This window comes from Anaerobutyricum hallii DSM 3353 (assembly GCF_000173975.1).
GTDB classification, from domain to species: domain Bacteria; phylum Bacillota; class Clostridia; order Lachnospirales; family Lachnospiraceae; genus Anaerobutyricum; species Anaerobutyricum hallii.
Window position 1 is genome coordinate 1 of sequence record NZ_ACEP01000036.1, and the last position, 21589, is coordinate 21589.

General features: G+C 38.4%; 18 protein-coding genes. 3 read left to right on the forward strand and 15 right to left on the reverse strand.

What is annotated here, in order from left to right; all coding sequences use genetic code 11:
• Nucleotides 1–280: 280 nt before the first annotated feature.
• From EUBHAL_RS02935 to trxA, 5 genes are all read right to left on the reverse strand, one after another.
• Entirely contained in the window at nucleotides 281–1633 is a 1353-nt protein-coding gene (locus EUBHAL_RS02935; protein ID WP_005344657.1) for an MATE family efflux transporter, read from the reverse strand.
• Nucleotides 1633–1977 carry an ArsR/SmtB family transcription factor gene (locus tag EUBHAL_RS02940; protein WP_005344664.1) on the reverse strand — a complete coding sequence of 115 codons (345 nt, stop codon included), beginning with the start codon at nucleotides 1975–1977 and terminating at the stop codon, nucleotides 1633–1635. Before EUBHAL_RS02940 ends, EUBHAL_RS02935 begins: the two co-directional genes overlap by 1 nt.
• Nucleotides 1978–2380: 403 nt before the next feature.
• Nucleotides 2381–3508: an AI-2E family transporter gene (locus EUBHAL_RS02945; RefSeq protein ID WP_044921692.1), complete on the reverse strand. Its 1128-nt coding sequence runs from the start codon at nucleotides 3506–3508 to the stop codon at nucleotides 2381–2383.
• Nucleotides 3509–3633: 125 nt separating this feature from the next.
• Nucleotides 3634–4557 carry a thioredoxin-disulfide reductase gene (trxB, locus tag EUBHAL_RS02950; protein WP_005344677.1) on the reverse strand — a complete coding sequence of 308 codons (924 nt, stop codon included), beginning with the start codon at nucleotides 4555–4557 and terminating at the stop codon, nucleotides 3634–3636.
• A 25-nt stretch (nucleotides 4558–4582) separates the two neighbouring features.
• On the reverse strand, nucleotides 4583–4903 hold the full coding sequence (trxA, locus tag EUBHAL_RS02955) for a thioredoxin (protein ID WP_005344679.1): 321 nt from the start codon (nucleotides 4901–4903) through the stop codon (nucleotides 4583–4585).
• Between the two features lie 855 nt (nucleotides 4904–5758).
• Here trxA and EUBHAL_RS02960 point away from each other — a divergent pair.
• Complete coding sequence (locus tag EUBHAL_RS02960; protein WP_005344681.1) at nucleotides 5759–7762, forward strand: oxidoreductase; 2004 nt, start codon at nucleotides 5759–5761, stop codon at nucleotides 7760–7762.
• Nucleotides 7763–7931: 169 nt separating this feature from the next.
• Here EUBHAL_RS02960 and EUBHAL_RS02965 read toward each other — a convergent pair whose 3' ends face one another.
• On the reverse strand, nucleotides 7932–8399 hold the full coding sequence (locus EUBHAL_RS02965; protein WP_005344683.1) for an NUDIX hydrolase: 468 nt from the start codon (nucleotides 8397–8399) through the stop codon (nucleotides 7932–7934).
• A 141-nt stretch (nucleotides 8400–8540) separates the two neighbouring features.
• Here EUBHAL_RS02965 and EUBHAL_RS02970 point away from each other — a divergent pair, with 141 nt between their 5' ends.
• Complete coding sequence (locus tag EUBHAL_RS02970; RefSeq protein ID WP_005344684.1) at nucleotides 8541–9473, forward strand: AEC family transporter; 933 nt, start codon at nucleotides 8541–8543, stop codon at nucleotides 9471–9473.
• Nucleotides 9474–9596: 123 nt separating this feature from the next.
• Here the strand turns inward: EUBHAL_RS02970 and EUBHAL_RS02975 are convergent, their stop codons facing one another.
• Both EUBHAL_RS02975 and EUBHAL_RS02980 read right to left on the reverse strand, forming a co-directional pair.
• A complete protein-coding gene (locus EUBHAL_RS02975; protein ID WP_242648729.1) occupies nucleotides 9597–10067 on the reverse strand; it encodes a DUF2318 domain-containing protein in 471 nt (156 codons plus the stop codon).
• A gap of 36 nt (nucleotides 10068–10103) precedes the next feature.
• A complete protein-coding gene (locus tag EUBHAL_RS02980) occupies nucleotides 10104–11549 on the reverse strand; it encodes an urease accessory protein UreH domain-containing protein (RefSeq protein ID WP_005344686.1) in 1446 nt (481 codons plus the stop codon).
• Between the two features lie 454 nt (nucleotides 11550–12003).
• Between EUBHAL_RS02980 and EUBHAL_RS02985 the strand changes: the two genes are divergently transcribed.
• Nucleotides 12004–12561: a Uma2 family endonuclease gene (locus EUBHAL_RS02985; RefSeq protein WP_005344687.1), complete on the forward strand. Its 558-nt coding sequence runs from the start codon at nucleotides 12004–12006 to the stop codon at nucleotides 12559–12561.
• A gap of 198 nt (nucleotides 12562–12759) precedes the next feature.
• On the opposite strand, the gene EUBHAL_RS02990 is transcribed toward EUBHAL_RS02985, so the two are convergent.
• The 7 genes from EUBHAL_RS02990 to EUBHAL_RS03020 form a co-directional block, all read right to left on the reverse strand.
• Nucleotides 12760–13794 (reverse strand): TRAP transporter substrate-binding protein, encoded by a 1035-nt coding sequence (locus tag EUBHAL_RS02990; protein WP_005344688.1) that lies wholly within the window; start codon nucleotides 13792–13794, stop codon nucleotides 12760–12762.
• 20 nt (nucleotides 13795–13814) lie between these two features.
• Nucleotides 13815–15104 (reverse strand): TRAP transporter large permease, encoded by a 1290-nt coding sequence (locus EUBHAL_RS02995; protein ID WP_005344689.1) that lies wholly within the window; start codon nucleotides 15102–15104, stop codon nucleotides 13815–13817.
• 3 nt (nucleotides 15105–15107) lie between these two features.
• Complete coding sequence (locus EUBHAL_RS03000; protein WP_005344692.1) at nucleotides 15108–15605, reverse strand: TRAP transporter small permease; 498 nt, start codon at nucleotides 15603–15605, stop codon at nucleotides 15108–15110.
• 455 nt (nucleotides 15606–16060) lie between these two features.
• Nucleotides 16061–17356: an MFS transporter gene (locus EUBHAL_RS03005; protein WP_005344700.1), complete on the reverse strand. Its 1296-nt coding sequence runs from the start codon at nucleotides 17354–17356 to the stop codon at nucleotides 16061–16063.
• A 104-nt stretch (nucleotides 17357–17460) separates the two neighbouring features.
• Complete coding sequence (locus EUBHAL_RS03010; protein ID WP_005344702.1) at nucleotides 17461–18336, reverse strand: shikimate dehydrogenase; 876 nt, start codon at nucleotides 18334–18336, stop codon at nucleotides 17461–17463.
• A gap of 132 nt (nucleotides 18337–18468) precedes the next feature.
• Entirely contained in the window at nucleotides 18469–20439 is a 1971-nt protein-coding gene (locus EUBHAL_RS03015) for an oxidoreductase (RefSeq protein WP_005344705.1), read from the reverse strand.
• Nucleotides 20440–20561: 122 nt separating this feature from the next.
• Complete coding sequence (locus tag EUBHAL_RS03020) at nucleotides 20562–21401, reverse strand: sugar phosphate isomerase/epimerase family protein (RefSeq protein WP_005344706.1); 840 nt, start codon at nucleotides 21399–21401, stop codon at nucleotides 20562–20564.
• Nucleotides 21402–21589 lie beyond the last annotated feature (188 nt).

Below are 21589 nucleotides of genomic sequence, written 5' to 3' on the forward strand. Positions count from 1 at the left end.
ACTACAAGCACACAATGCTAGTATAGTAAGAATACTAAATGTACATTATTATCTCAATTTTTTATTATTCGACTAAAGATACTATACTATAATTAGGATGCTCTATCAAGTAGGTAACAGACGCAATTCATCTCCCACCTTAGAGGTCGGAGTCTTCTTGCTGTAAGAGAATAAAAATCCTGACTTACGCAGCGGGACGGACATCCACAAAGAAATCCCATCCCCTATATTTGTGACTTTAGTCACAAATATAGGGGATGGGATTTCGAGCTTTCCTCATCTAATCTACCGTTTTTGAAACAGCTTCTTTCCACTTTCCAGTTCTGTAATATCCATAGGAAATCAGAAAGTTGGCAAGCCAGCCAAGCGGTACTGCATACCATACCATAGAAACTCCCCAAATTGGAGCTCCGAATTTTGCAATGGTAACTCGCAATGTTAGATTTACCAGGTTCGCAATAGTAAAAACTCTCACTGCTCCTGCTCCCCGCAAAATACCATCGACAGCCATTTTAAATCCAATCATACAAAAGAAGAAACCAATAAATTTCAGATAACTTTCTCCAGTAACAATCGTCTGTGATGATGCTGCATTATCTAAAAACAAGGCAATCAGAGGCTTATGGGCTATTTCGAGGAATAAACACAAAATAACCGCTATAACAATAATCATGAAATTGCCCATCCGGTAACCTTGTGAGATTCGCTCCTCTTTTTCTGCACCAATATTTTGTGCAGTGTAAGAAGACATTGCATTACCTATTGCTGACATTGGTACAACACAAAGAGATTCTATTCGCATCGCAGCAGAGAATCCAGCAAGAATTTGTGTCCCAAAGCTATTTACCACTGACTGAACTAGCATCATGCCAATAGAAACCGTAGACTGTTGAAGGATAGATGGCAACGCAATCCTGGACATATCAGAAAATTCTGTTTTGCTCAGCCAGCCCTCAGCTTTTCCCGGTAACTTTTGAAGCGTAACAATAAAAATAATCAAAGATAAAACTGCTGAAATTCCCTGAGCAATAAACGTTGCATATGCTGCACCAGCCACACCTAAATTCAATACTGCCACCATATATAAATCCAGAAAAATATTCAATACAGAAGAAAAAATCAGTAAATACAACGGAATGCGTGATTCTCCAAGTGCATTAAACATCGAAGAAAGAATGTTGTACATAAATAAGAATGGCAGTCCCAAAAAATAAATATTCAAATAAGTTACAGCAATATCTATTGCATCTGCCGGTGTATTTAAAACCTCCATAATTTGCTGGCTGAAAATCAATCCAATGCCTCCAAGTATCAAACTAATGAAAAGAAATGAAAGTAACGCAGTACGAATACCAGTCTTCATACGTCCATAATTATGTCCACCAAAGTGATGGCTGATAATAACAGATGCACCAATACCACCTCCAATGGCAATACAAATAAATATACTTGTCAGAGCATAAGATGCGCCAACAGCAGCTAAAGCTGTTTCTCCTACATAACGTCCCACTATAGCAGAATCTACAATTGTATATGCCTGTTGAAACAGATTTCCAATAATCATCGGAATCGAAAAAATAAGTAAAGCTCTCGATGGTTTTTCTGTAATCAGATAGTCTTTATTCTCTCTCATTACTTCTTTACATCTCCCTTCCGACTACAAAACTCAGCAAGCTCACAATCACAGTAATCTCTATTTGGCATATGTTCACTCTTCTCCAATACTTTCTGATGAAAAATACCAACACTCTGTATCAGAAGTTCTGTATTAACCTGATAATGCATTTGACGGTCAATCCTTTGTCCCGTCACTATTCCACAATCTTTTAATATCTGTAGATGCTGTGATATTGCTGCTTCACTGATTCCAATCTTCGCAGCCAATGCTTTCCCACAGTAATGATGTTCCAGTAAAAGCATAAGAATCTGGTACCGTGTTGGCATAGTAATAGTATGCAGTAATTCGATATCTGTCATTTTCTCCTCCAAAATAAAGCATTTACTTAATTAAGCATTTACTTAAATATAAAGGTTTTAAATATAAATGTCAAGAACTAGAGCGTGTTTGAAAAATGCTTTCTGTTTTAATATGTTTTCAGCATACTACAACAATAATTCGGGTCAATCCTTCAAAAAACAACTCCACAGAAAGCCAAAACCTTCTGGCGATTTCCCAAATCACTCCAACAATAAATAGCAATTTTCCTTCCACAACCAAAGCACAGCCCCCGAAGAGAGTCTAACCCCTATATTTGTGGCCTCGGAGCAAGGTTTGGATGCGAGCGCTTAAAGCGAGCATTCAAACCGCCGCGACTAAAATCACAAATATAGGGGTTAGACTCTCTTCGGGGGCGTCTTTTTGCCTGCGGCAAATTTCTATTTATATATCTATCTTCTTTCTCTGCAGTCTCCGATTTGCATCATCTTTGAGCAGCACATACAACACCGCCGTGACCGGTATCGCAAATATCATCCCAATAGCTCCAAAAAGATTACCGCCAATCAACGCTGCACTTAATGTCCAAAGTGGTGCGAGTCCTACAGAACCGCCAACTACTCTTGGGTAGATGAACTGGTTTTCAATAAACTGAACGACCTGATATACGACAATGCTCAACAGCCCCTTCCACGGATCTACCATTACAATGAGCAATGCTCCAATAAAGCAGGAAGCAAATGCTCCAATGTATGGAATAAAGGAAAGGATTGCTGTCAGTACGGCAATCAGGTTTGCGTATGGCAGGCGGAATACGGTAAATGCAATGAATATTAATAATCCGAGGATAACTGCCTCTATGCACTGACCAGAAAAAAACTTGGAATATGTTTCATTGACAAGGCTTGATATGTAACAAATCTTATCAGCATGATTTTTTGATAAGTGGGCATAAATCATTTTTTTACATTGTCTTGTTAGAGATACTTTGCTTAATAATACATAGATAGCGATAATAAATCCCATCATTACATTCATTGCCACACCAAAGGCGGACGTTGTCGCATCTACTACTTTTCCAAGAGCATTTCCCACATTGCCTACATTGCCGGTTATCTGAGTCAGCAGCTTATTGAAATCCCAGGAAGTAACCTCTCTGGAAATCCATGCAGTATCCATTCCATTACTTCGCAGCCAGGATAACCACTTTGGCATATTTTCCATAAAAACATTGTAAATGCTTCTTACCGAGGCAACAAGTCCTGGCACGAACATCGTATACACGATTCCGATTAAAAGGACGATGCACGCTAATGTTGCAAATAAACTGAGGCTTGTTACTGGTATTTTCTTTAATTGTGGATATTTCTTTTTTAATTTTGCAAAAAGCCTCTCAAACATTTTCATTGGTACATTTAAGACGAAAGCAAGAATCAGACCTACCATAATAGGCAGAGTCAGTGACACTCCTCTTTGCAGTATCTTAATTACTTCTGAAAAATGCATGAGCAGGGCAAATAGTACTACTCCAAATGTGATAAGTAAAAGACTTTTTTTTGTTTCTTTTTCCATTAAAAATATCAGCTCTCCCTTCTTTATAACATTTACTATTTTAGAATTCAAGAATGCTCAGACATCCTTATTATATTATACCTGATTCTGACATTTACATTTATTTTCGTTTCTATATCTTTTTCTTATATCTGGTGAGCCAAATATTCCTCAATATAATGTGAGGCTGTCGCACCATCCGCTACAGCAGTCACAACCTGACGAAGTGCCTTTGTACGGACATCTCCGATGGCAAATACACCCGGTATATTTGTTCTTGTAGATTCGTCTGCTACAATATAGCCCGCCTCATCCATATCAAGAATCCCTTCGAACAGCTCAGATGCTGGCTTTCTTCCGATACTGATAAATGCACCGTCTACAGAAATCTCTGTATCTTCTCCTGTCTTTACATTATGCAGTTTCGCTCCAGTAAGTTTTTTCTCATATAAAAATTCACTGACTGTTGTATTCCAGTAAAATTCAATATTCTCAGTTTCTTCTAACTGCTTGTGGTATATCTTTGTGGCACGAAGGGAATCTCTTCTGTGAACAAGGATAACCTTTTCACAGATTCTTGATAAAGTCATCGCATCCGCTGCCGCAGTATTGCCGCCGCCGACAACCATAACAGTCTTATTTCTGTAAAACATACCGTCACAAGTTGCACAATATCCGACACCACGGCCAACCAGTTCCTTTTCTCCCGGAACTCCAAGTTCTCTCGGTACAGCACCGGTAGCGATAATTACTGTCTTTGCCTTAAATGTTCCTTCACTGCTTTCTACTATTTTAATATCATTAGAGAAATCAACACTCAGCACTTCTGCAAGCTCTGTCTCCGCGCCAAAGCGTTCTGCGCCCTGCTCCATCTTTTCTGCAAGGCTAAATCCATCAATTCCTTCCTCAAATCCTGGATAATTATCAATCTGAGAAGTGAGTGCCATCTGCCCTCCGGCAGACAGCTTTTCAAGAACCATTGTGCTAAGTCCGGCTCTCGCACAATACAGAGCTGATGTATATCCACCCGGACCTCCTCCGATAATTACTACATCATATATCTTTTCCATTGTATTTCTTCCTTCCTATCATAAATTATAAATTTTCCTCGATAAATGCCTCAATCTTCGCCTTAGAATCCGGTGCAACAATACTTCCGAAAACCTCACCATTCTTAAATATAATAAGAGTTGGAATTGTATCAACACCATACTCTTCCGCAATTTCCGCTGCATCATCAATATCTAATTTAGCAAAAATAAGCTTGTCCTCCTGCTGACTTGCAATCTTATCAAAAGCCGGTGCGATTCTTCGACAATACGTACACCATGGAGCCCAGAAATCTACAATAACTGGCTTATCTACTTCTGAAATCTGCTGTTTAAAAGTTTCTTTCGTAAGATTTATTATTGCCATAATTTTTCCTCCTGTTTTTATTTCATTCTACTTTATCTCTGTTAAAAATGGTTGTCCCTTATGATACCACATTTTTTAGAACTTTACTCCTTTTTTGTTACGATTTAATTCATTAAGCGAACTACAGACGAAGCCAGTGAACTTCATAAGCCATATTTGTGCTTTTAGTCGCGGCGTGTTGAATGTTCGCTCCACACGCTCGCATCCAACACTTGCTCCGAGACCACAAATATGGCTTATGAAGTTCACTGGCTTCTGTGCTGTGGCTGGAGAAAGTGAATTAAACAGGGGGAGGGGATTTGGGGACAGAAGCTGATGTCTTCTGCTTACTCGAGAATGACTGGGAATAGAGGGATGATTTGACTTGACTATATTATATTGGAGCAAGAAGCAAGCTTCAATTTTCCTTTTCAACCTTTATAACTTCAATTTAAATGCAAAGCATCTGTTCACAATAATTTCAGAGCAAGCAGAAAATTTCTACTCTCTCCCACAAATCCCCGCAAGCCCTATTTAATTCAAACAAAATCCAGCCAAAGACAGCCCGAGAAGAGAATCGATACCCTATATTTGTGGACTCGGAGCAAGATTTAGATGCGAACGCATAAAGCGAGCATTTAAACCGCCGCGACTAAAGTCACAAATATAGGGCATCGATTCTCTTCTCGGGCGTCTGTTCTCTAATGAATTTAATAGATAACTTCTATCAATCTACATAGTGTTTTCGATTGATAATCCTCCTCAATAGTACGTATAATAGAGTTATTGAACACCGTTAAAATAGTATGTTTAACTAGTATTTTTAACTCAATTTTTTGTACTACGAATGACAATAATTTTTAGGAGGGTTTCATAATGAAAGACAAGTATACACATATTTTTGAGCCATTAACAGTTCGCACAATGACAATCAAAAACAGAATCTGTATGATGCCAATGGGAACAAACTATGGCGAGCAGAATGGTGAAATGAGTTTTCTTCACATCGATTACTATAGACAGCGTGCAAAGGGCGGCACAGGTCTCCTAATCGTTGAAAATGCAAACGTTGATTTCCCACAGGGTTCTAACGGTACTACACAGCTTCGTATCGATCATGATAACTATCTTCCACGTCTTTACAAGTTCTGCGAAGATATGCATCGTTATGGAACAAAAGTTTCTATCCAGATTAACCATGCAGGTGCTTCTGCAATGTCTTCCCGTATCGGTGGACTTCAGCCAGTATCCGCATCTAATATTCCATCTAAGACAGGCGGAGCTACTCCTCGTCCATTAACAAAAGACGAGATTCTCGCTATCGTAAAGAAATACGGAGAAGCTGCTAAGCGTGCACAGACTGCTGGATTCGACGCTGTTGAAATCCACGCTGGACATTCTTACTTAATCAGCCAGTTCCTCTCCCCTGTATACAATGACAGAACAGATGAATTTGGTGGAAGCATCGAAAACAGAACTCGTTTCTGCCGTATGATCATTGATGAAGTAAGAAGCCAGATTGGACCTCATATGCCAATCATGTTAAGACTTTCCGCTGATGAGTTCGTTAAAGGTGGAAATACATTAGAAGATACCTTAAAATATCTTGAATATTTAAATGATGAAGTAGATATCTTTGACGTATCTTGTGGCCTTAACGATTCTATCCAGTACCAGATTGATGCGAACTACATGAAAGATGGCTGGAGATCTTACATGGCTAAGGCTGTAAAAGAGAAATTCGGCAAGCCAGTTATCTCCATGGGTAACTATCGTGACCCTCAGGTTGTAGAAGATACTCTTGCAAGAGGTGACTGTGACTTAATCGGTATGGGACGTGGACTTATCGCTGAACCTAACTGGGTTCATAAAGTAGCAAACGACCAGGAATGTATGCTTAGAAAATGTATTTCCTGTAACATCGGATGTGCTGGTAACCGTATCGGTGGAAACAGACCTATCCGTTGTACAGTTAACCCATCTGTTCTTGAAGGAGACACACATCTTGGACGTAAAGTAAACAAGAACTGTAACGTGGTTGTAATCGGTGGTGGTACTGCTGGTCTTGAAGCAGCTTGTTCTGCAGCAGAAGTTGGATGTACTACATTCCTTCTTGAGAAAAAAGATGTTCTCGGCGGACTTGCTACAGAAATCTCCAAGATTCCTGCAAAACACCGTTTAAATGATTTTCCTGTATATCTTCAGAGACGCGCTGCAGCTCTTGATAACCTTTACATTTTCAAGAACGTAGAAGCTACTCTTGAAGTAATCGAAAAATTCAACCCACACATCATCATCTGTGCTACTGGTTCTGCTCCTCTTCTCCCACCTATCTCAGGACTTCATGAGAACATTGATAAAGAAGGCGGAAAAGTTGAATCTATCTTAAGCATGATCAAACATGTACCAGACTACCCAGAAGATATGACAGGTCAGAAAGTTGTTGTAATCGGTGGTGGTGCTGTAGGTCTTGACGTAGTAGAATTCTTCGCTCCAAGAGGTGCTGAAGTATCCATCGTTGAAATGATGCCAGCAATCGGACGTGACCTTGACCCTGTAACAAAGAACGATACAAAGTGCATGATGGAAAAATACAATGTAAACCAGCTTACAAGCACAGCTCTCCAGGAAGTAAAAGAAGACTGCTTCGTTGTTAAGAGTCCTGAAGGCGAAGTTTACGAGCTTCCATTCGATCATGGATTCGTATGTCTTGGTATGAAAGCGCAGAGCAAAGTTTACGAAGAAGTATCCAAAGCTTATAAAGACACTAACGTTCGTGTTGAAAATATCGGTGACAGTGTAAGAGCAAGACGTATCATTGACGGTACATTCGAAGGACGTAACATTGTCTTCACATTAGAGCAGAAGGGATTTTTATAAAATCTAATTTGCTTGTCTAAATAGACAAAAATAGAACCATCTACTCATCCCAAATGTGACTTTAGTCGCGGCGTGTTGGATGTTCGCTTAAGCGCTCGCATCCAGCACTTGCTCCGAGGTCACGTTTGGGATGAGTAGGTTAAAAACTATTTCCTGTCTTTACAGCCTCTTAATTATATTCTTTTCCATTTAATATCGCATTTATAAGATTTTCTCCCTGATATTCTAATTTGAGTGAAAAAAATAGTTCATTTTCTGCGAGGAGTCTTAAAAAAATTTTATCACCTTCCCATATATTTAAATCTTTAATTTTGTCCTTTTCTACCCAGACAAGTTCTCCCTCATCGCATACTCCGATTTCTCCGATATATTTATCTGCAGTGTAGAGACACATGTATTCATCTTCCCATTTATCAGAGATAAACGTCACAATTCCACGGAATTGATAATTAACCAGTTCTAATCCTGTTTCTTCTCTTACTTCCCTTAAAAGACAATCTTCTGGACTTTCGCCTTCTTCAAAATGTCCTCCTACCCCAATCCATTTGTCTTTATTCCCATCTTTCTTTTTTGATACTCGATGAAGCATTAGATATTGATTTTCTTTTTCTATATAACAAAGTGTTGTGAAATTCATTACTGTTTCCTCCTCATGGTCTTTAAATAAAATTATAGCATTCTTAACCTACTTCTTAAATAGTAATTTATTAAGGACAGAATCCCCAAAGTGTTATATAATACTTTTGGCTATGATATATAAAGATTAGGAGATGATTTCATGCATATCAGCATTCTTCTCATGGAACAGATCATACAGCTTTTTCTTATGATTTTCATGGGATTTTTAATTGTAAAAGCAAAACTTTTAAACTCAGAAGACAGTAAGATTCTATCAATAATTGTACTTTATCTTATTATTCCCTGTGTAATCATTAATGCTTTTCAGGTAGATTACACACCGCAGACAGTAAAAGGACTTCTTATTGCCCTTGCTGGTTCTGTTATGACACAGGTAATTCTTTTGATTATTGTTTCTATTTTGGGAAAAGTATTTCATTTGAATGAAGTGGAAGTTGCTTCAATCTATTATTCTAATTCCGGCAACTTAATTGTACCAATCGTGATGTTTATTTTAGGAAAAGAATGGGTTCTTTATGGCTGTGTTTTTATGAGTGTACAGCTTGTCTTTATATGGACACATTGCAAGAAAATTATCAGCCGGGAATCCACTTATGACTGGAGAAAGATTGTATTAAATATTAATATGATTTCCATCGCAATTGGCATTGTTCTTTTCCTGACTAGAATACATTTACCTGAAGATATTAACTCTACATTAAGTGCTGTTGGAGGCATGATCGGCCCTGCAAGCATGATTGTTACTGGTATGCTTTTTGCCGGAATGGATTTCAAACAGATTTTTGCAAGTAAGCGAGTCTATTTTGTTACATTTTTACGTCTGATTGTTGTCCCGGCTATCGCACTTGTACTTATAAAATTTAGCTACCTTGCTTCACTTTCTTCCAACGGACCTAAAATTATGCTTATCGTTTTTCTTGCGATTATCACACCATCTGCTTCTATCGTAACACAGATGTGCCAGGTTTATGGAAATGATTCACAGTACGCCAGTGCAATTAATGTTGTAACTACTCTTCTTGCTATTATTACAATGCCACTTATGGTTATGCTGTTTCAGATAACCATCTAACTTCTGGAAATTCGGAACCAAATTCATATTTGATTTGTCGAGTTGAACAAATCAAATATGAATTTATTTTTGAAAAATCGTTCGAAATACTAATCACATGAGTTTTGCTTCGCAAATCAGAAGCTAATTCACTTTCCAGTTTTCAAAAATATCTGAGGATTCTTTTAAAAATTCGTAAGATATTTTTATCTCACTATCTGTTTCTGTTTTATCTTCTTCCAGAATCGGCCACGGATTACATCCACCTGCGCTTTCACCGATCTGATTCATTGTAAAGGAATTGCCGCAGTTCTGACATACAAGTTCATCATCTTCCTGTTTATAATATCCATTACCGGAATCATAGCAGATTTGGCAGGTGTTGAATGCAGTACGGATATTTCCATCGGAATCTTTTACCGCGATGACTTCCATCTGGGTTCCGTCTACTTCTACTGAGTAAAACGAAGCCTTTTCTGATATTTCTTTTACTGGTATTGTCAAATTTTCTCCTGATGCTATTTTTTGTGTAGCATTTACACCTGATGCACTTGTGCTAGCTTTTTCTTTTCCACAACCTGAGAGAGTTGTCAGTGATAATATTATCATCATCATTATAGTCATAATATATTTTTTCATAGGTAAATCCTTTCAGCTTTTCACATATATTTTTCCTGTAATCATTCCCATCCAGCAGCTATAGGTATATGTTCCTTCTTTTTCGGGTGTGAATTTGATTACGTTCCTACCAGATTTAAAGGTATGCTCCTGATTAAAATCCTGTAAAAGTATTTTGTAATTACATCCATTGATATTTTTTTCTGAAGCCTTGATTGTCCACTCCACTGGTTCACCGGCTTTTACTGTGATATCTGGATAGTGACCGGATTCCAAGGTGCTTGAAACATACTGCACTCCATTTTTCTCCACTGCTATATTTGTATTATCTGCCTGCATCTGCTTGCTTTCTTTTGTTGAAAAAACACTTGCAACTTTTATATCAAGTCCCGACAATGAAGTTCCCTGCATCATCATAGATAAACCCATTACTACTACAAGAATCGCTCCGACTCTTAATACCTGTCTTGTAAAATGCTTTCCAAGAGCAGAAACTACAGAGCCAAATCCCAACATCAGCGGCACTGTACCAAGGCTAAAACAGAACATAGAAAATGCTCCTGTAAATATATTTCCAGATGCGAGCGCTACGATCTGCATGGACTGAAGTGGTCCGCAGGGCATAAAGCCGTTACATATTCCTATGAGAAATGGTGTTTTTCTTCCGCCTGATATTTTTTTATGAACAAATGGAATCAGTTTTTTATGGAAAACTGGAACTCGCATTTTATGCAGAAATAGAATCCGTTTTTTACAGAAAAATGCATCTTGTATTTTTTGTGGCTTACTGGGATAATTTTTCAAGCAACCTCTAAGCCCCTGAAAAATTCCAAGCATATTTACTCCCATAATTATCATAACGATTCCTGCAAATAATTTTAAACTTCCCTGTAATAAAGAAGATGATTGCAGACTGCCACCAATTCCGGTCAGACCTCCTATTGCACCAAGTACTCCTCCAATGACTGTATATGAAACAACTCGTCCCATATTGTACATCAAAGTATTTTTGAACATTTTTCGACTAATATCTTTCGATGCCTCTCTCTGTAATGTCTGCGATAAGTTAATCCCACCACACATAGCAATACAATGTACCGAAGTAACCATCCCTATCACAAAAAGCATTCCATAACTCATACTTGCATCTGCCAGAGAATCTGGTGCAAGTCGATTCAGTATTCCAAAATGCTGTAAAAGGAAGAATACTGCCAAAATTATAGTCAGCTCCTGCACTGCCCGTAATGCGATATCTTTTCGGGAATTTGGCTCAGCCTTCGCATCATATCCTAAACCATTTATGATACGAATAATTTCCTGCAACGTAATTTTATTCGCATCATATAAAATCTCTGCCGTCCCTGTTTCATAGGAAACCTCTGCTTCTTTAATCTCCACTCTTTTTCTCAAACAATTCTCTATCCTCTTCTGACAATTTATACAAGTCATCCCGTCAATATATAATTGTCTGCGTTCCATGATTTTCTCCTTTCTGAATTATGTTTGAAAATACTCCAATAAGTAAACTCTGCAAAAATAATCTTTAAATTTCTCAATCTAAATAATCATTATAATCATTTTCTTCATGTTCAAAATTAAAGTCTATAAAAGCGAAATTAAAACTCTTTTAAGCAGAAAAAAACTGTTACAATAGATTTTATTCTATCATAACAGTTTCAACCTACTATTTTGATAGGTTTATTATATAAAAAAACACCCTCACTGTCAATATCTTTACCACAGTTCACAGAAACTTCATTTCTTAGATGAGTAAAGCTGACGAAACGGATGAAGCCTGAGAATCAAATAATCCGTATTTGTGACTTGACCAGCTATACAGTTGAACCCCAAAAAGATGCTCTTGTGCAGAGTCTTATAAAACTGATATACTATTATATAAACAAAAGATATATATCATGAGAGGAGGGATTACATGCCAAAGTTAAAAGAAGATTATACTAAGCAGGAGAAAATAAATGGTGTAGTATATAATATGTCTCCTTCTGCTAATTATCGCCATAGTATAGTAAATGGAAATATATATGGAAAGTTACGAGAAGGATTTAAAGGTAGTTTGTGTCTTACTTTTATGGAGAATCTTGATTACAGGTACCATGTAGAGGAGAACGATGATTATGTTATTCCTGATATTATGGTTATTTATGACCGTAAACATTTAAAAGAAAGTGCTTATACAGGTGTTCCACGTTTTATTGTAGAGACTTTATCGCCTGCGACTGCCTTAAATGATAAGACTATCAAGAAAGACATATACCAGAATGCAGGCGTAAGTGAATATTGGATCGTGTCACCAAAAGAACGGGCAGTAGAAATATATTATCTGGAGGATTCCGCATATGTATTAAAGTATTTTTATATATTACAGGACGATACGGAAGAAGAAGGGTATAACGCTGATACAATAATCACGTTACGAGACTTTCCACATATAACAATGGCATTAGAAGAAATATTTGAGAATGTGGAATAGATGTATAATAAATAGCAATTTCCTCCCCAGCCAAAATACAGCCCTCTTTTGATAAATAAAGCATATTTGTGGCCTCGGAGCAAGGGTTGGATGTGAGCGCGTTTACGCGAACATTCAACCTGCAGCGACTAAAGTCACAAATATGCTTTATTTATCAAAAGAGGGCGTCTCCCTTGCCTGCGGCAAATTCCTATTTATCTATTTACCCATATAAAGGTCTACAAGCTTATCTCCTGCCTGTTTACGGATGGAATCGTATACCGGCTGGCATTTTTCCTGCATTTGTTTCCAGGTTTTCTGGTCTACATCTACAATCTGCATACCTTCGTCTTCAAGAACCTTCTGCCGCTGTACACGACGGTCATCGGCGGATTCACGGGCTTTTTCTTGGGCTGTTTCTGCAGCCTGATCAATAATCTTCTGCTGTTCTTTTGTCAGTCCCTGATAGAATTCATCACTGACAATCAATGTTGTGTAATCAGGTACGGCATTGGTACTGATTAAATATTTCTGCTGTTCGTAGAGTTTTGCACTTACGATAATCTCGTAGGCATTCTCCTGGGCATCGATTGTTCCCTGCTGGAGTCCGATGTATACTTCGGAGAAGCTCATTGGAGTTGGATTAGCACCCATCTGTTTCCAGAACTGAAGATGATATGCGTTCTCCATTGTACGGATTTTCTGCCCTTTGAAGCTTTCTATTCCTGTAAATGGTTTGGCGCTGGTCATTACACGAAAACACTGGTCTGCGATTCCAAGTAAATCATAGCCTGCACCTTTATAAATTTTCTGAATTTCTTTCTGGAAATCAGCATTATCAATCGCTTTACGTGCATCATCAATGTTCTCAAATACACACGGAGTATCAAATACACAAAGCTGCGGCATGAAACTTACCTGTGGTGCCGGAGACTGTACAACGAATGGGATGTCTCCGTCTTTACAGCTCTCCATGAGTTCTCGGTCACCACCTAATGTACTCTGTGGGTAAACATTGATTTTCATTTTACCATCACTGAGTTTTTCTACTTCTTTTGCAAACTGTGTCGCAAAAATATGTGTAATAGTATCTTCTGTACTACAGGTTGCCAGAGGCCATGCATATCTCTGCTCCCCTTCTACGCTTGATTTTGCTGCCTTACCACTTGCCTTAGAATATCCGAAGAATACAGTTCCTACAGTAATAACGACAAGAACAACTGCAAGGATAACGCTTGTAAATTTTCCTTTCATTTTGCTTCTCCTTTCCTATCCTAAAGCAGACACAGACTAATCTGTGGAATAAATGTAATAAGTAACAATGCAATTAAAAAGAAACCAATGAGCGGCATTGCTCTTTTTGCGATATCCACAACAGGAATATCAGTAAGAGAACTTGCTACGAAAAGGTTTACACCGATTGGTGGTGTAACAAAACCAATCGCTAAGTTTACAACCATCATAACACCAAAATGAATTGGGTTCATTCCAAAGCCCTCTACAATTGGAAGAAGGATTGGTGTAAGGATAAGGATGGCAGGAGTAGTATCCATAACCATACCTACAAGTAATAATACAAGGTTGATTACAATTAATACAACAACCTTACTTGTAAAATGAGCAAGAATCCATCCACTGATAAGCTGTGGAACCTGCATCAGTGTAAGTACTCTGGAGAATGCTATGGATGCTGCCAAAATAAATAAGATTGGCGCATATGTTCTTACTGCTTCTACAAATACATCATAAACTTTCTTAATCGGAAGTGATTTGTAAATAAAAATACTGACAATCAGTGAGTAGAATACAGAGATAACGGCTGCCTCTGTAGGAGAAGCAACACCAGAATAAATACAGCCAAGGATGATGACTGGGGAAAGTACTGCAAAGAAACTGCTCTTAAATACTTTCCAGAGTCCCTGTTCATGAAGGGCATCAATCTTTGCATTAATCTTTTCTTTATCTTCTCCATGTTTCTTACAGTAAAATACAGCATATACCATTAAAAGCAGTCCGATAAGAACTCCTGGAACGATACCTGCAAGGAAAATGTCACTTACAGAAGCTCCAGATGCCATACCATACATGATGAATGGGATACTTGGCGGAATAATAACACCAAGACTTCCTGCTACTGCAACTAAGGCAGTACAGAACTTTTTATCGTAGCCAAGTTCTACTAACAGCGGAATTGTCATACTACCCACAGCGGCAACTGTGGCAATTCCTGAACCGGAGATGGCTCCGTAAAACAGACAGGTTATTACTGCCGCACATGGCAGACCTGCTGTACGTTTTCCAATGAAAAATGAAAATAAATCAAAAAGTCTTTTTGAGATTCCACCTCTTGCCATAATGATACCGGATAAAATAAACATCGGTACTGCAAGGAGTGGGAAACTGTCGATTCCACCAAACATAGAACGGATAACATAGGAAGCACTCGCTGTAAAAGACGGATCAAATACTCCCGGTAATACTGCAACCAGACCAAGTGATACAGAGATAGGAATCGCTATTAATAAAAATACAAAGAATAATATAAATACTACTAATGGTGACATTCTTTATTTCTCCTCCGCTTCTCTTTTTCCTGTGATGATTTCAACTCGCTGTATAAATTTCTGGATCAGACGGATACAGCATAAAACAAAACTGATTACTGTGAATGATTGAATCAGATACATTGGAATTCCACAAGCCGGACTTAGCTGTCCACTTGCCATTCCTGCCTTTACATATTTCCATGCAAAAGGAACCAGATAAGCAAAAAAGAGTAACTGTATAAGATAACTTACCAGCCGCATATAATGTACTCCTTTGCCCGGAAGCATACCTACTAACTGGTCAATCTTAACGGATAATCCGTGTTTAATACAATAACTGGCACTGATAAAACCGGAAATAATAAACATATATCTGGTGATTTCCTCAGACCAGGACAGGGAAGCTGAAAAAGCATATCTGGCAATGATCTGCCCTCCCATAACGATTGTCATTCCACACAATAAAATCAGGAGTATGGCCTGTTCCAAATTGTTATCCAGCCACTTTAATACCTTCATAATATCTCCTCTTCTAATACTTGTGTACTAACACACCAAAAAACAAAATTATCCTTTGTTTAAATCTATTTCAGTCTACATCTGTTTTTCAGAAAATAAAATTGAAACAGCAGTGTATTACTACAACAGATTTACCATAGATATCTTCTAAAATACTTACAAATAACAAATTTATCGTTTGTTCTGACTCCCCTTTTGTGCATCGGTTAGTACTTATAGATATATTCTATGAATTTATAGGTTTCAATAGATTTTTGTTTATTTTTTAACTAACAATATTAAAAAAATAAACAGCTAAAAACATGGTGAGCCTGTATATAGTATAAACCATATACAGGCTGATTACCATTTATTTTTAGTTGTAATCATCTAAATTCCCATAACTATTTAAAACAACTTCATAAGGATTTAAAATAATTACTTTAAAATCGCTGTTTAGCTATTTATCTTAAACTTTATTCCGCTTTTGCTAATGGAGTAGTTCCAAATACCTTCTTGTATCTTAAGATGAGGTACAGTGTTGCTACTACCTGAACAACTGCTAAGATAAACATAAGAGTCATTAATGTGTATACCGCTTTGCTTTCACCGGAAATGACTGTTAATTTTGCTACAATTACAGGCATAAGATAAGAAGCAGCACCCATGAATGTATAGTAGATACCTGTGTTACGTCCTTTTGGTCCAGGTACGAATTCCTGTAATACAGAAAGACCTGTCTGTAAAGCACCGCCTGCACAACCAAATCCAAGAATTAAGATTGCGATATAAACGATTGCTACCTGATGTACTAAAAGTACTGCTAAAAGTGATCCTGCTGTGATAACCGCATCAACGATTAACACTTTTAATGGATGCCATTTTAACTTACTCATCATTACAGCCCAGAATGCTACGGCAACGATAGAACCAACCTGATACATTGTTGTCATAGATGCTGCCTGCATTTCACTAAGTCCACAGTATGCAAGACCGAAAGCCTTTGTATACTGCTGAGCACCATACATAACTGCCATTACTAAGAATGCATAGAAATATGTGAGGAATGCTGTAAACTTTCCAGGTGCAACAAGCTGTCTTGCTTTTGCTGCATCGATTTCAGCCTGGTCAGCTCTCTTGTCGCTTCCTGAACCAGCGTTTGCTGCTTTTTCATCATCATAAACGAATCTTGCGATACATGCAAATACTAATACAACACAAGATAATACTAAAGGAATTACAATGTTGATCTTCCAGTTACCTGCTGCTGCTGTCTGTACGCAGATCAGTGGGTAGAAGATACTTGATAAAGCTACGAAGAACTTAATCATAATTAATGCGGAACCTGGTGCTGCAGGATATGCTTCCTGTACTGCTGGATATCCAGATGCATCCCAGAACCCAGATGTAGCGATACCACCTAATAAACCAGTGATAGCTGCAACTGTTGCATTGTTTGTTACGAACATTGTTGCGAAGCAGATGATATAAAGAATTGCTCCACCAATCATTAACTTCTTACGGCCGACACGGTCAGAAATCTCTCCACCAATCCATACAGAAATGAATTTACCAAATCCAGTCCATGCGATTGCTGTGGAAACTGCTGCAACACCCGCTGCATAAGCTGCAGAAGAAGGATCAGTCATATCAAATCCCCATTTAGTTGCAAAGTTTACCTGATTCTGTGAAAAAATAAGTGCCTGCATACCGTGTGTCAAATAAGCCATGTACACACAGATCATTGACCAGATATATTTTTTCGCTTTCATACTTTTCTCCTCTGAAATTTTAAATGTAGTTTTGTGCTACTAATTAACATCCTGCCAGAAGAGGTGATTTTCCTCTCCCCCCTCTGGCATTCATTTAATTTGAACTATTTTGCCTGTTCTGCCTGGAATTTCTGATATTCCTCGATTGGGAAATCTTTTCCTGTAAACAGACTGTAGTTAACAACACCCTGATATAAGAGCATTCCTTTTCCACCGATTGCCTGACATCCAGCTTCTTCAGCTTCAAGAATCATCTTAGTTTTTTCAGGATTGTAAACTGTATCAGCAACAACTAAGTCTTTGCGGAATAAAGATTTATCGATTAATGTTACGTCTTCGTGAGGTTTCATTCCCATGATTGTAGCATTGATTACGATATCTGCATTGTTTACTGCTGCTGCAAGAGCTTCTTTGTCTTCGAGATGCTCAACAGTTACTTTACATTCTGGGCAGCGTGTTGCAAGTTTTTCTTTTGTAGACTCTGCTCTTGCGTAGAACTCGTCATCAATGTTGAAGATTGCAACTTCAGAAGCTCCGTCTAATGCAAGCTGTACCTGAATTGCTGTAGCAGCTCCGCCCGCTCCAAGAACAACAGTTTTCTTACCTTTAACGTCAACACCATTAACTTCAAGGTTCTTTACGAAACCAACACCGTCTGTGATGTGTCCTGTGATTACTCCGTCATCGTTAACGAATACGTTACAAGCTCCGATAATCTCTGCTGCAGGAGATAATTTATCAACTAACTCTGCTGCAATGTTCTTACATGGCATTGTAAAGTTACCACCACGCATCTTGAATAAGCGAATGCTGTCAAATACAGCTGGCATCTGCTCTACATTTACATCAAATGCCATATATGCATAGTCAAGTCCGTCATGCTGAAAGCTGAAGTTGTACATTGCAGGTGATCCTGAATGTCCTACAGGTGTTCCAAACAGTGCTAAAAGTCCTGTGTGTCCGTTAATACGTCTTTCCATTTGTTATTCCCTCCATAATTGCTGATGCACTCTCAGAATCTTTCCTGCCCGACCAGGCAAAATTCATCAGCAGACAGATTAAGATTCCAAGAATACATCTGATATCAGTTTGTATATTTATGTCTGATACGATTAAATATTTAATGCAACATCATAAGCTTCTTTTGTTGCGTCTAAAGCACGACGAGCTCTGATAGCATCACCAACTACGTGTACTTCTGGACAGATAGCTTTTAATTCGTCAACGAAATCGTAAACAACTTCCTGACCTTCACGATGTGTATATTTGGAAACATATCCCATTGAAAGAACAACAGTGTCAAATCCTCTTAATTCATAAACTGTATCATCAGATTTGTCGGCTGCATTCTTGTAGCTTACGCCATCAGGGTAAATCTCAGATACTGCTGCATCTACATACTGATGAACGTCATATTCTTTAAGACCTTCCATAAGGAATACTCTATGTTCGTGGATTACGTCTGGTCCGATTGCATCTCTCATTTCGATGATAGAAACATCATGTCCTTTTTCTGCAAGGAACTCTGCTGTTTCAGCACCTACCATACCACCACCTACAACAAGTACTTTATGTCCTACCGGACGTTTACCAGATAAGCAGTCTCCTCCATGAACAATTTCAGGAGCTGTGATACCTTTGATGAATGGAAGTACAAGCGTTTCAGAACCAGTTGCTACGATAACTGCATCTGGAGCATCTTTCTTAATAAGATCTGCTGTTACTTCTGTATTAAGAACAATCTTTACACCAGATTTTTCACATTTTGTGATGTAACTTCTGATCATGTTTGTGATATCACCTTTTCCAGGTGGGTAAGCAGCAAGTCTCATATTTCCACCGAGTACGTCGCTTGCTTCAAATAATGTAACGTCATGTCCTCTTCTTGCTGCAGTAAATGCTGCACACATACCAGCAGGGCCACCACCAATTACATAAATCTTCTTCTTAGTTTCTGCTTCTTTCATTCCTTCGCTCTCACGGCCAAGAACTGGGTTTGTTAAACAGCAGATTGGCTTACCAGCATACATGTTAGCAACACAACCCTGTAAACAAGCGATACATGGTGTCATGTCTTCTAATCTGTCTTCAAATGCTTTCTTAGGCATAGCTGGGTCTGCAAGAGACTGACGGCCAAATGCAACTAAGTCTGCATTACCTGTACGAACCATTACCTCAGCGAACTGTGGCTCTGTGTAACGTCCAACTGTGATAACAGGGATGGATACACATTTCTTAATGTTTGCTACATATTCAGCAGAGAATCCACCGTGAATACCTGTAGGTGCCCACATATATTCGTCTTTTAAGTGAACGGCACGAGATACATGAAGTGCATCTAATCCGCAAGACTCTAAATAAGTTGCGATTGCACACATATCATGGTTGTCAAGTCCACCGAACATATCCTCTGTGCTGTTGATACGAGCGAGTACAGCAATCTTGCCCTGTGTTGCTTTCTTAACTTCATCAATGATGAGAGTTGAGAAACGCATTCTGTTCTCGAAAGAACCACCAAACTCATCGACACGTTTATTTGTTCTTGGAGACATGAAAGAATTTACAAGGTAACCATGTGCCATATGAATTTCTACAGCATCTGCACCAGCTTCCATTGCTCTTCTTGCAGCCTCTCCATATCCTCTTGCTAATTCATAAACCTGCTCTGTTGTAACTGCTTCTGGAATATCTCTTCCATCTGCAGATGTAACTGCTGTAGCTGCCTGGATTGGTGCGCCAGCATTCTTTGCGTTACCTTCTGGTCCAGCGTTCTGTAACTGAATGGAAACTTTAGCTCCTTCTGCATGGCAGGCATCAATTACTTTCTTGAAGCTAGGAATTGCAGAATCATCATATAAACAAGGTTTTCTAGGACCACCCTTTGCTCCTTTATGAACAACTGTAGCCTCAAGTGTAATTAAACCAAATCCACCCTTTGCACGTGCACCGTAATAAGCAACAGACTGATCGCTCATTGTTCCGTCTGTGTTTGCAAAGTTGTTACCCATTGGAGGTACTACAAAACGGTTCTTTACTTCCATAGGTCCAATCTGAATTGGTGAAAACATATTTTCAAACTTCATAATTTACCCCTTCCTAATTATTCACATGACCGCGCCGCAGCCTCTAACCTGCGGGCTGCGGTCTATTATTTCATTTTAGCTTTTGACAAGTTAATTATATAATTCAAGTAAATAATTGAAGATTAAAGTACTTCTGGCCAAACCTGCTCAAGAACTTTCTTTGTATTATCAAATGTATGTTTTGCAGCTTCTGCAACACCTTTAGCAAGGATAGCATCACTGATTACTTCAACACCGATTGCTTTTGGCTCAATACCTTTTTCACGTACCATCTTAACGAAGTCTGCTGTACATCCAATTCCTGTTCCAGGAGCGAGACGATCATGCATAGACTCATCTCTTAAGATGCTCTTAGCGTATGGACGATCCCAAACGTCGTTGATCTGAATAGAAACGATCTTATCTGCTGGGATATCTTTAATTACATCAAGATCGATTGGCTGGTTTGCTCTTACCCAGTGCCATGTATCCATGATTAACTTCGCATTGTCACATCCAGAACCTTTTACAACAGCCCATCCTTTTTCCATGTTAGGGATTCCGCTGTATGGCATTGGCTCAACACCGATTACTAATTTGCCTGCTCTCTGACATAACTCTTTTAATTTCTGAGCTGTATGTTCTACAGAGTAATCTTCCATTAATCCACAGTTGATGTGACCTACGTTGAAGAGTTCACACATATGGAAGCACATCTGCTCTTTGTATTTCTGCTCATAAGAACGAGCATCCTCAGCCCACTGTACGATGTATTCTACTTCAGTAACCTTCATATCATATTTTTCAAGAATTGCAAGGATATCTTCATCGTGAAGTCCTTCGTTTAATGCATCTACATAAGTCTCAGCACGAAGACCGATTCCATCGTATCCTGCTTCCTTTGCTGCTTTTACACGCTCCTCAAATTTGCACTGGTCTCCAAGTGTCCATGAACTAACGGTAATAGGAAATTCTTTTGACATGATATGTCCTCCTTCTCATTTGAAAAAAATATAATTTTGCTTTAAAAAATTTACTTGTTATTTTTTTAACTTTTTAAGTTACTTAGATTATAACTCGTTTTATTCAATAAAACCAATCGAGAATATTCGTAAATTCATAGATTTTTTTTATCATTTATGGTAAGGTAAAACATAGGAATTTTTAAGGT

What these genes read in the sequence shown, in the direction of transcription:
- EUBHAL_RS02935 (WP_005344657.1), bottom strand. Translation starts at nt 1,633, where the DNA reads ATGAGAGAGAATAAAGACTATCTGATTACAGAAAAACCATCGAGAGCT.
- EUBHAL_RS02940 (WP_005344664.1), bottom strand. Translation starts at nt 1,977, where the DNA reads ATGACAGATATCGAATTACTGCATACTATTACTATGCCAACACGGTAC.
- EUBHAL_RS02945 (WP_044921692.1), bottom strand. Translation starts at nt 3,508, where the DNA reads ATGGAAAAAGAAACAAAAAAAAGTCTTTTACTTATCACATTTGGAGTA.
- trxB (WP_005344677.1), bottom strand. Translation starts at nt 4,557, where the DNA reads ATGGAAAAGATATATGATGTAGTAATTATCGGAGGAGGTCCGGGTGGA.
- trxA (WP_005344679.1), bottom strand. Translation starts at nt 4,903, where the DNA reads ATGGCAATAATAAATCTTACGAAAGAAACTTTTAAACAGCAGATTTCA.
- EUBHAL_RS02960 (WP_005344681.1), top strand. Translation starts at nt 5,759, where the DNA reads ATGAAAGACAAGTATACACATATTTTTGAGCCATTAACAGTTCGCACA.
- EUBHAL_RS02965 (WP_005344683.1), bottom strand. Translation starts at nt 8,399, where the DNA reads ATGAATTTCACAACACTTTGTTATATAGAAAAAGAAAATCAATATCTA.
- EUBHAL_RS02970 (WP_005344684.1), top strand. Translation starts at nt 8,541, where the DNA reads ATGCATATCAGCATTCTTCTCATGGAACAGATCATACAGCTTTTTCTT.
- EUBHAL_RS02975 (WP_242648729.1), bottom strand. Translation starts at nt 10,067, where the DNA reads ATGATGATGATAATATTATCACTGACAACTCTCTCAGGTTGTGGAAAA.
- EUBHAL_RS02980 (WP_005344686.1), bottom strand. Translation starts at nt 11,549, where the DNA reads ATGGAACGCAGACAATTATATATTGACGGGATGACTTGTATAAATTGT.
- EUBHAL_RS02985 (WP_005344687.1), top strand. Translation starts at nt 12,004, where the DNA reads ATGCCAAAGTTAAAAGAAGATTATACTAAGCAGGAGAAAATAAATGGT.
- EUBHAL_RS02990 (WP_005344688.1), bottom strand. Translation starts at nt 13,794, where the DNA reads ATGAAAGGAAAATTTACAAGCGTTATCCTTGCAGTTGTTCTTGTCGTT.
- EUBHAL_RS02995 (WP_005344689.1), bottom strand. Translation starts at nt 15,104, where the DNA reads ATGTCACCATTAGTAGTATTTATATTATTCTTTGTATTTTTATTAATA.
- EUBHAL_RS03000 (WP_005344692.1), bottom strand. Translation starts at nt 15,605, where the DNA reads ATGAAGGTATTAAAGTGGCTGGATAACAATTTGGAACAGGCCATACTC.
- EUBHAL_RS03005 (WP_005344700.1), bottom strand. Translation starts at nt 17,356, where the DNA reads ATGAAAGCGAAAAAATATATCTGGTCAATGATCTGTGTGTACATGGCT.
- EUBHAL_RS03010 (WP_005344702.1), bottom strand. Translation starts at nt 18,336, where the DNA reads ATGGAAAGACGTATTAACGGACACACAGGACTTTTAGCACTGTTTGGA.
- EUBHAL_RS03015 (WP_005344705.1), bottom strand. Translation starts at nt 20,439, where the DNA reads ATGAAGTTTGAAAATATGTTTTCACCAATTCAGATTGGACCTATGGAA.
- EUBHAL_RS03020 (WP_005344706.1), bottom strand. Translation starts at nt 21,401, where the DNA reads ATGTCAAAAGAATTTCCTATTACCGTTAGTTCATGGACACTTGGAGAC.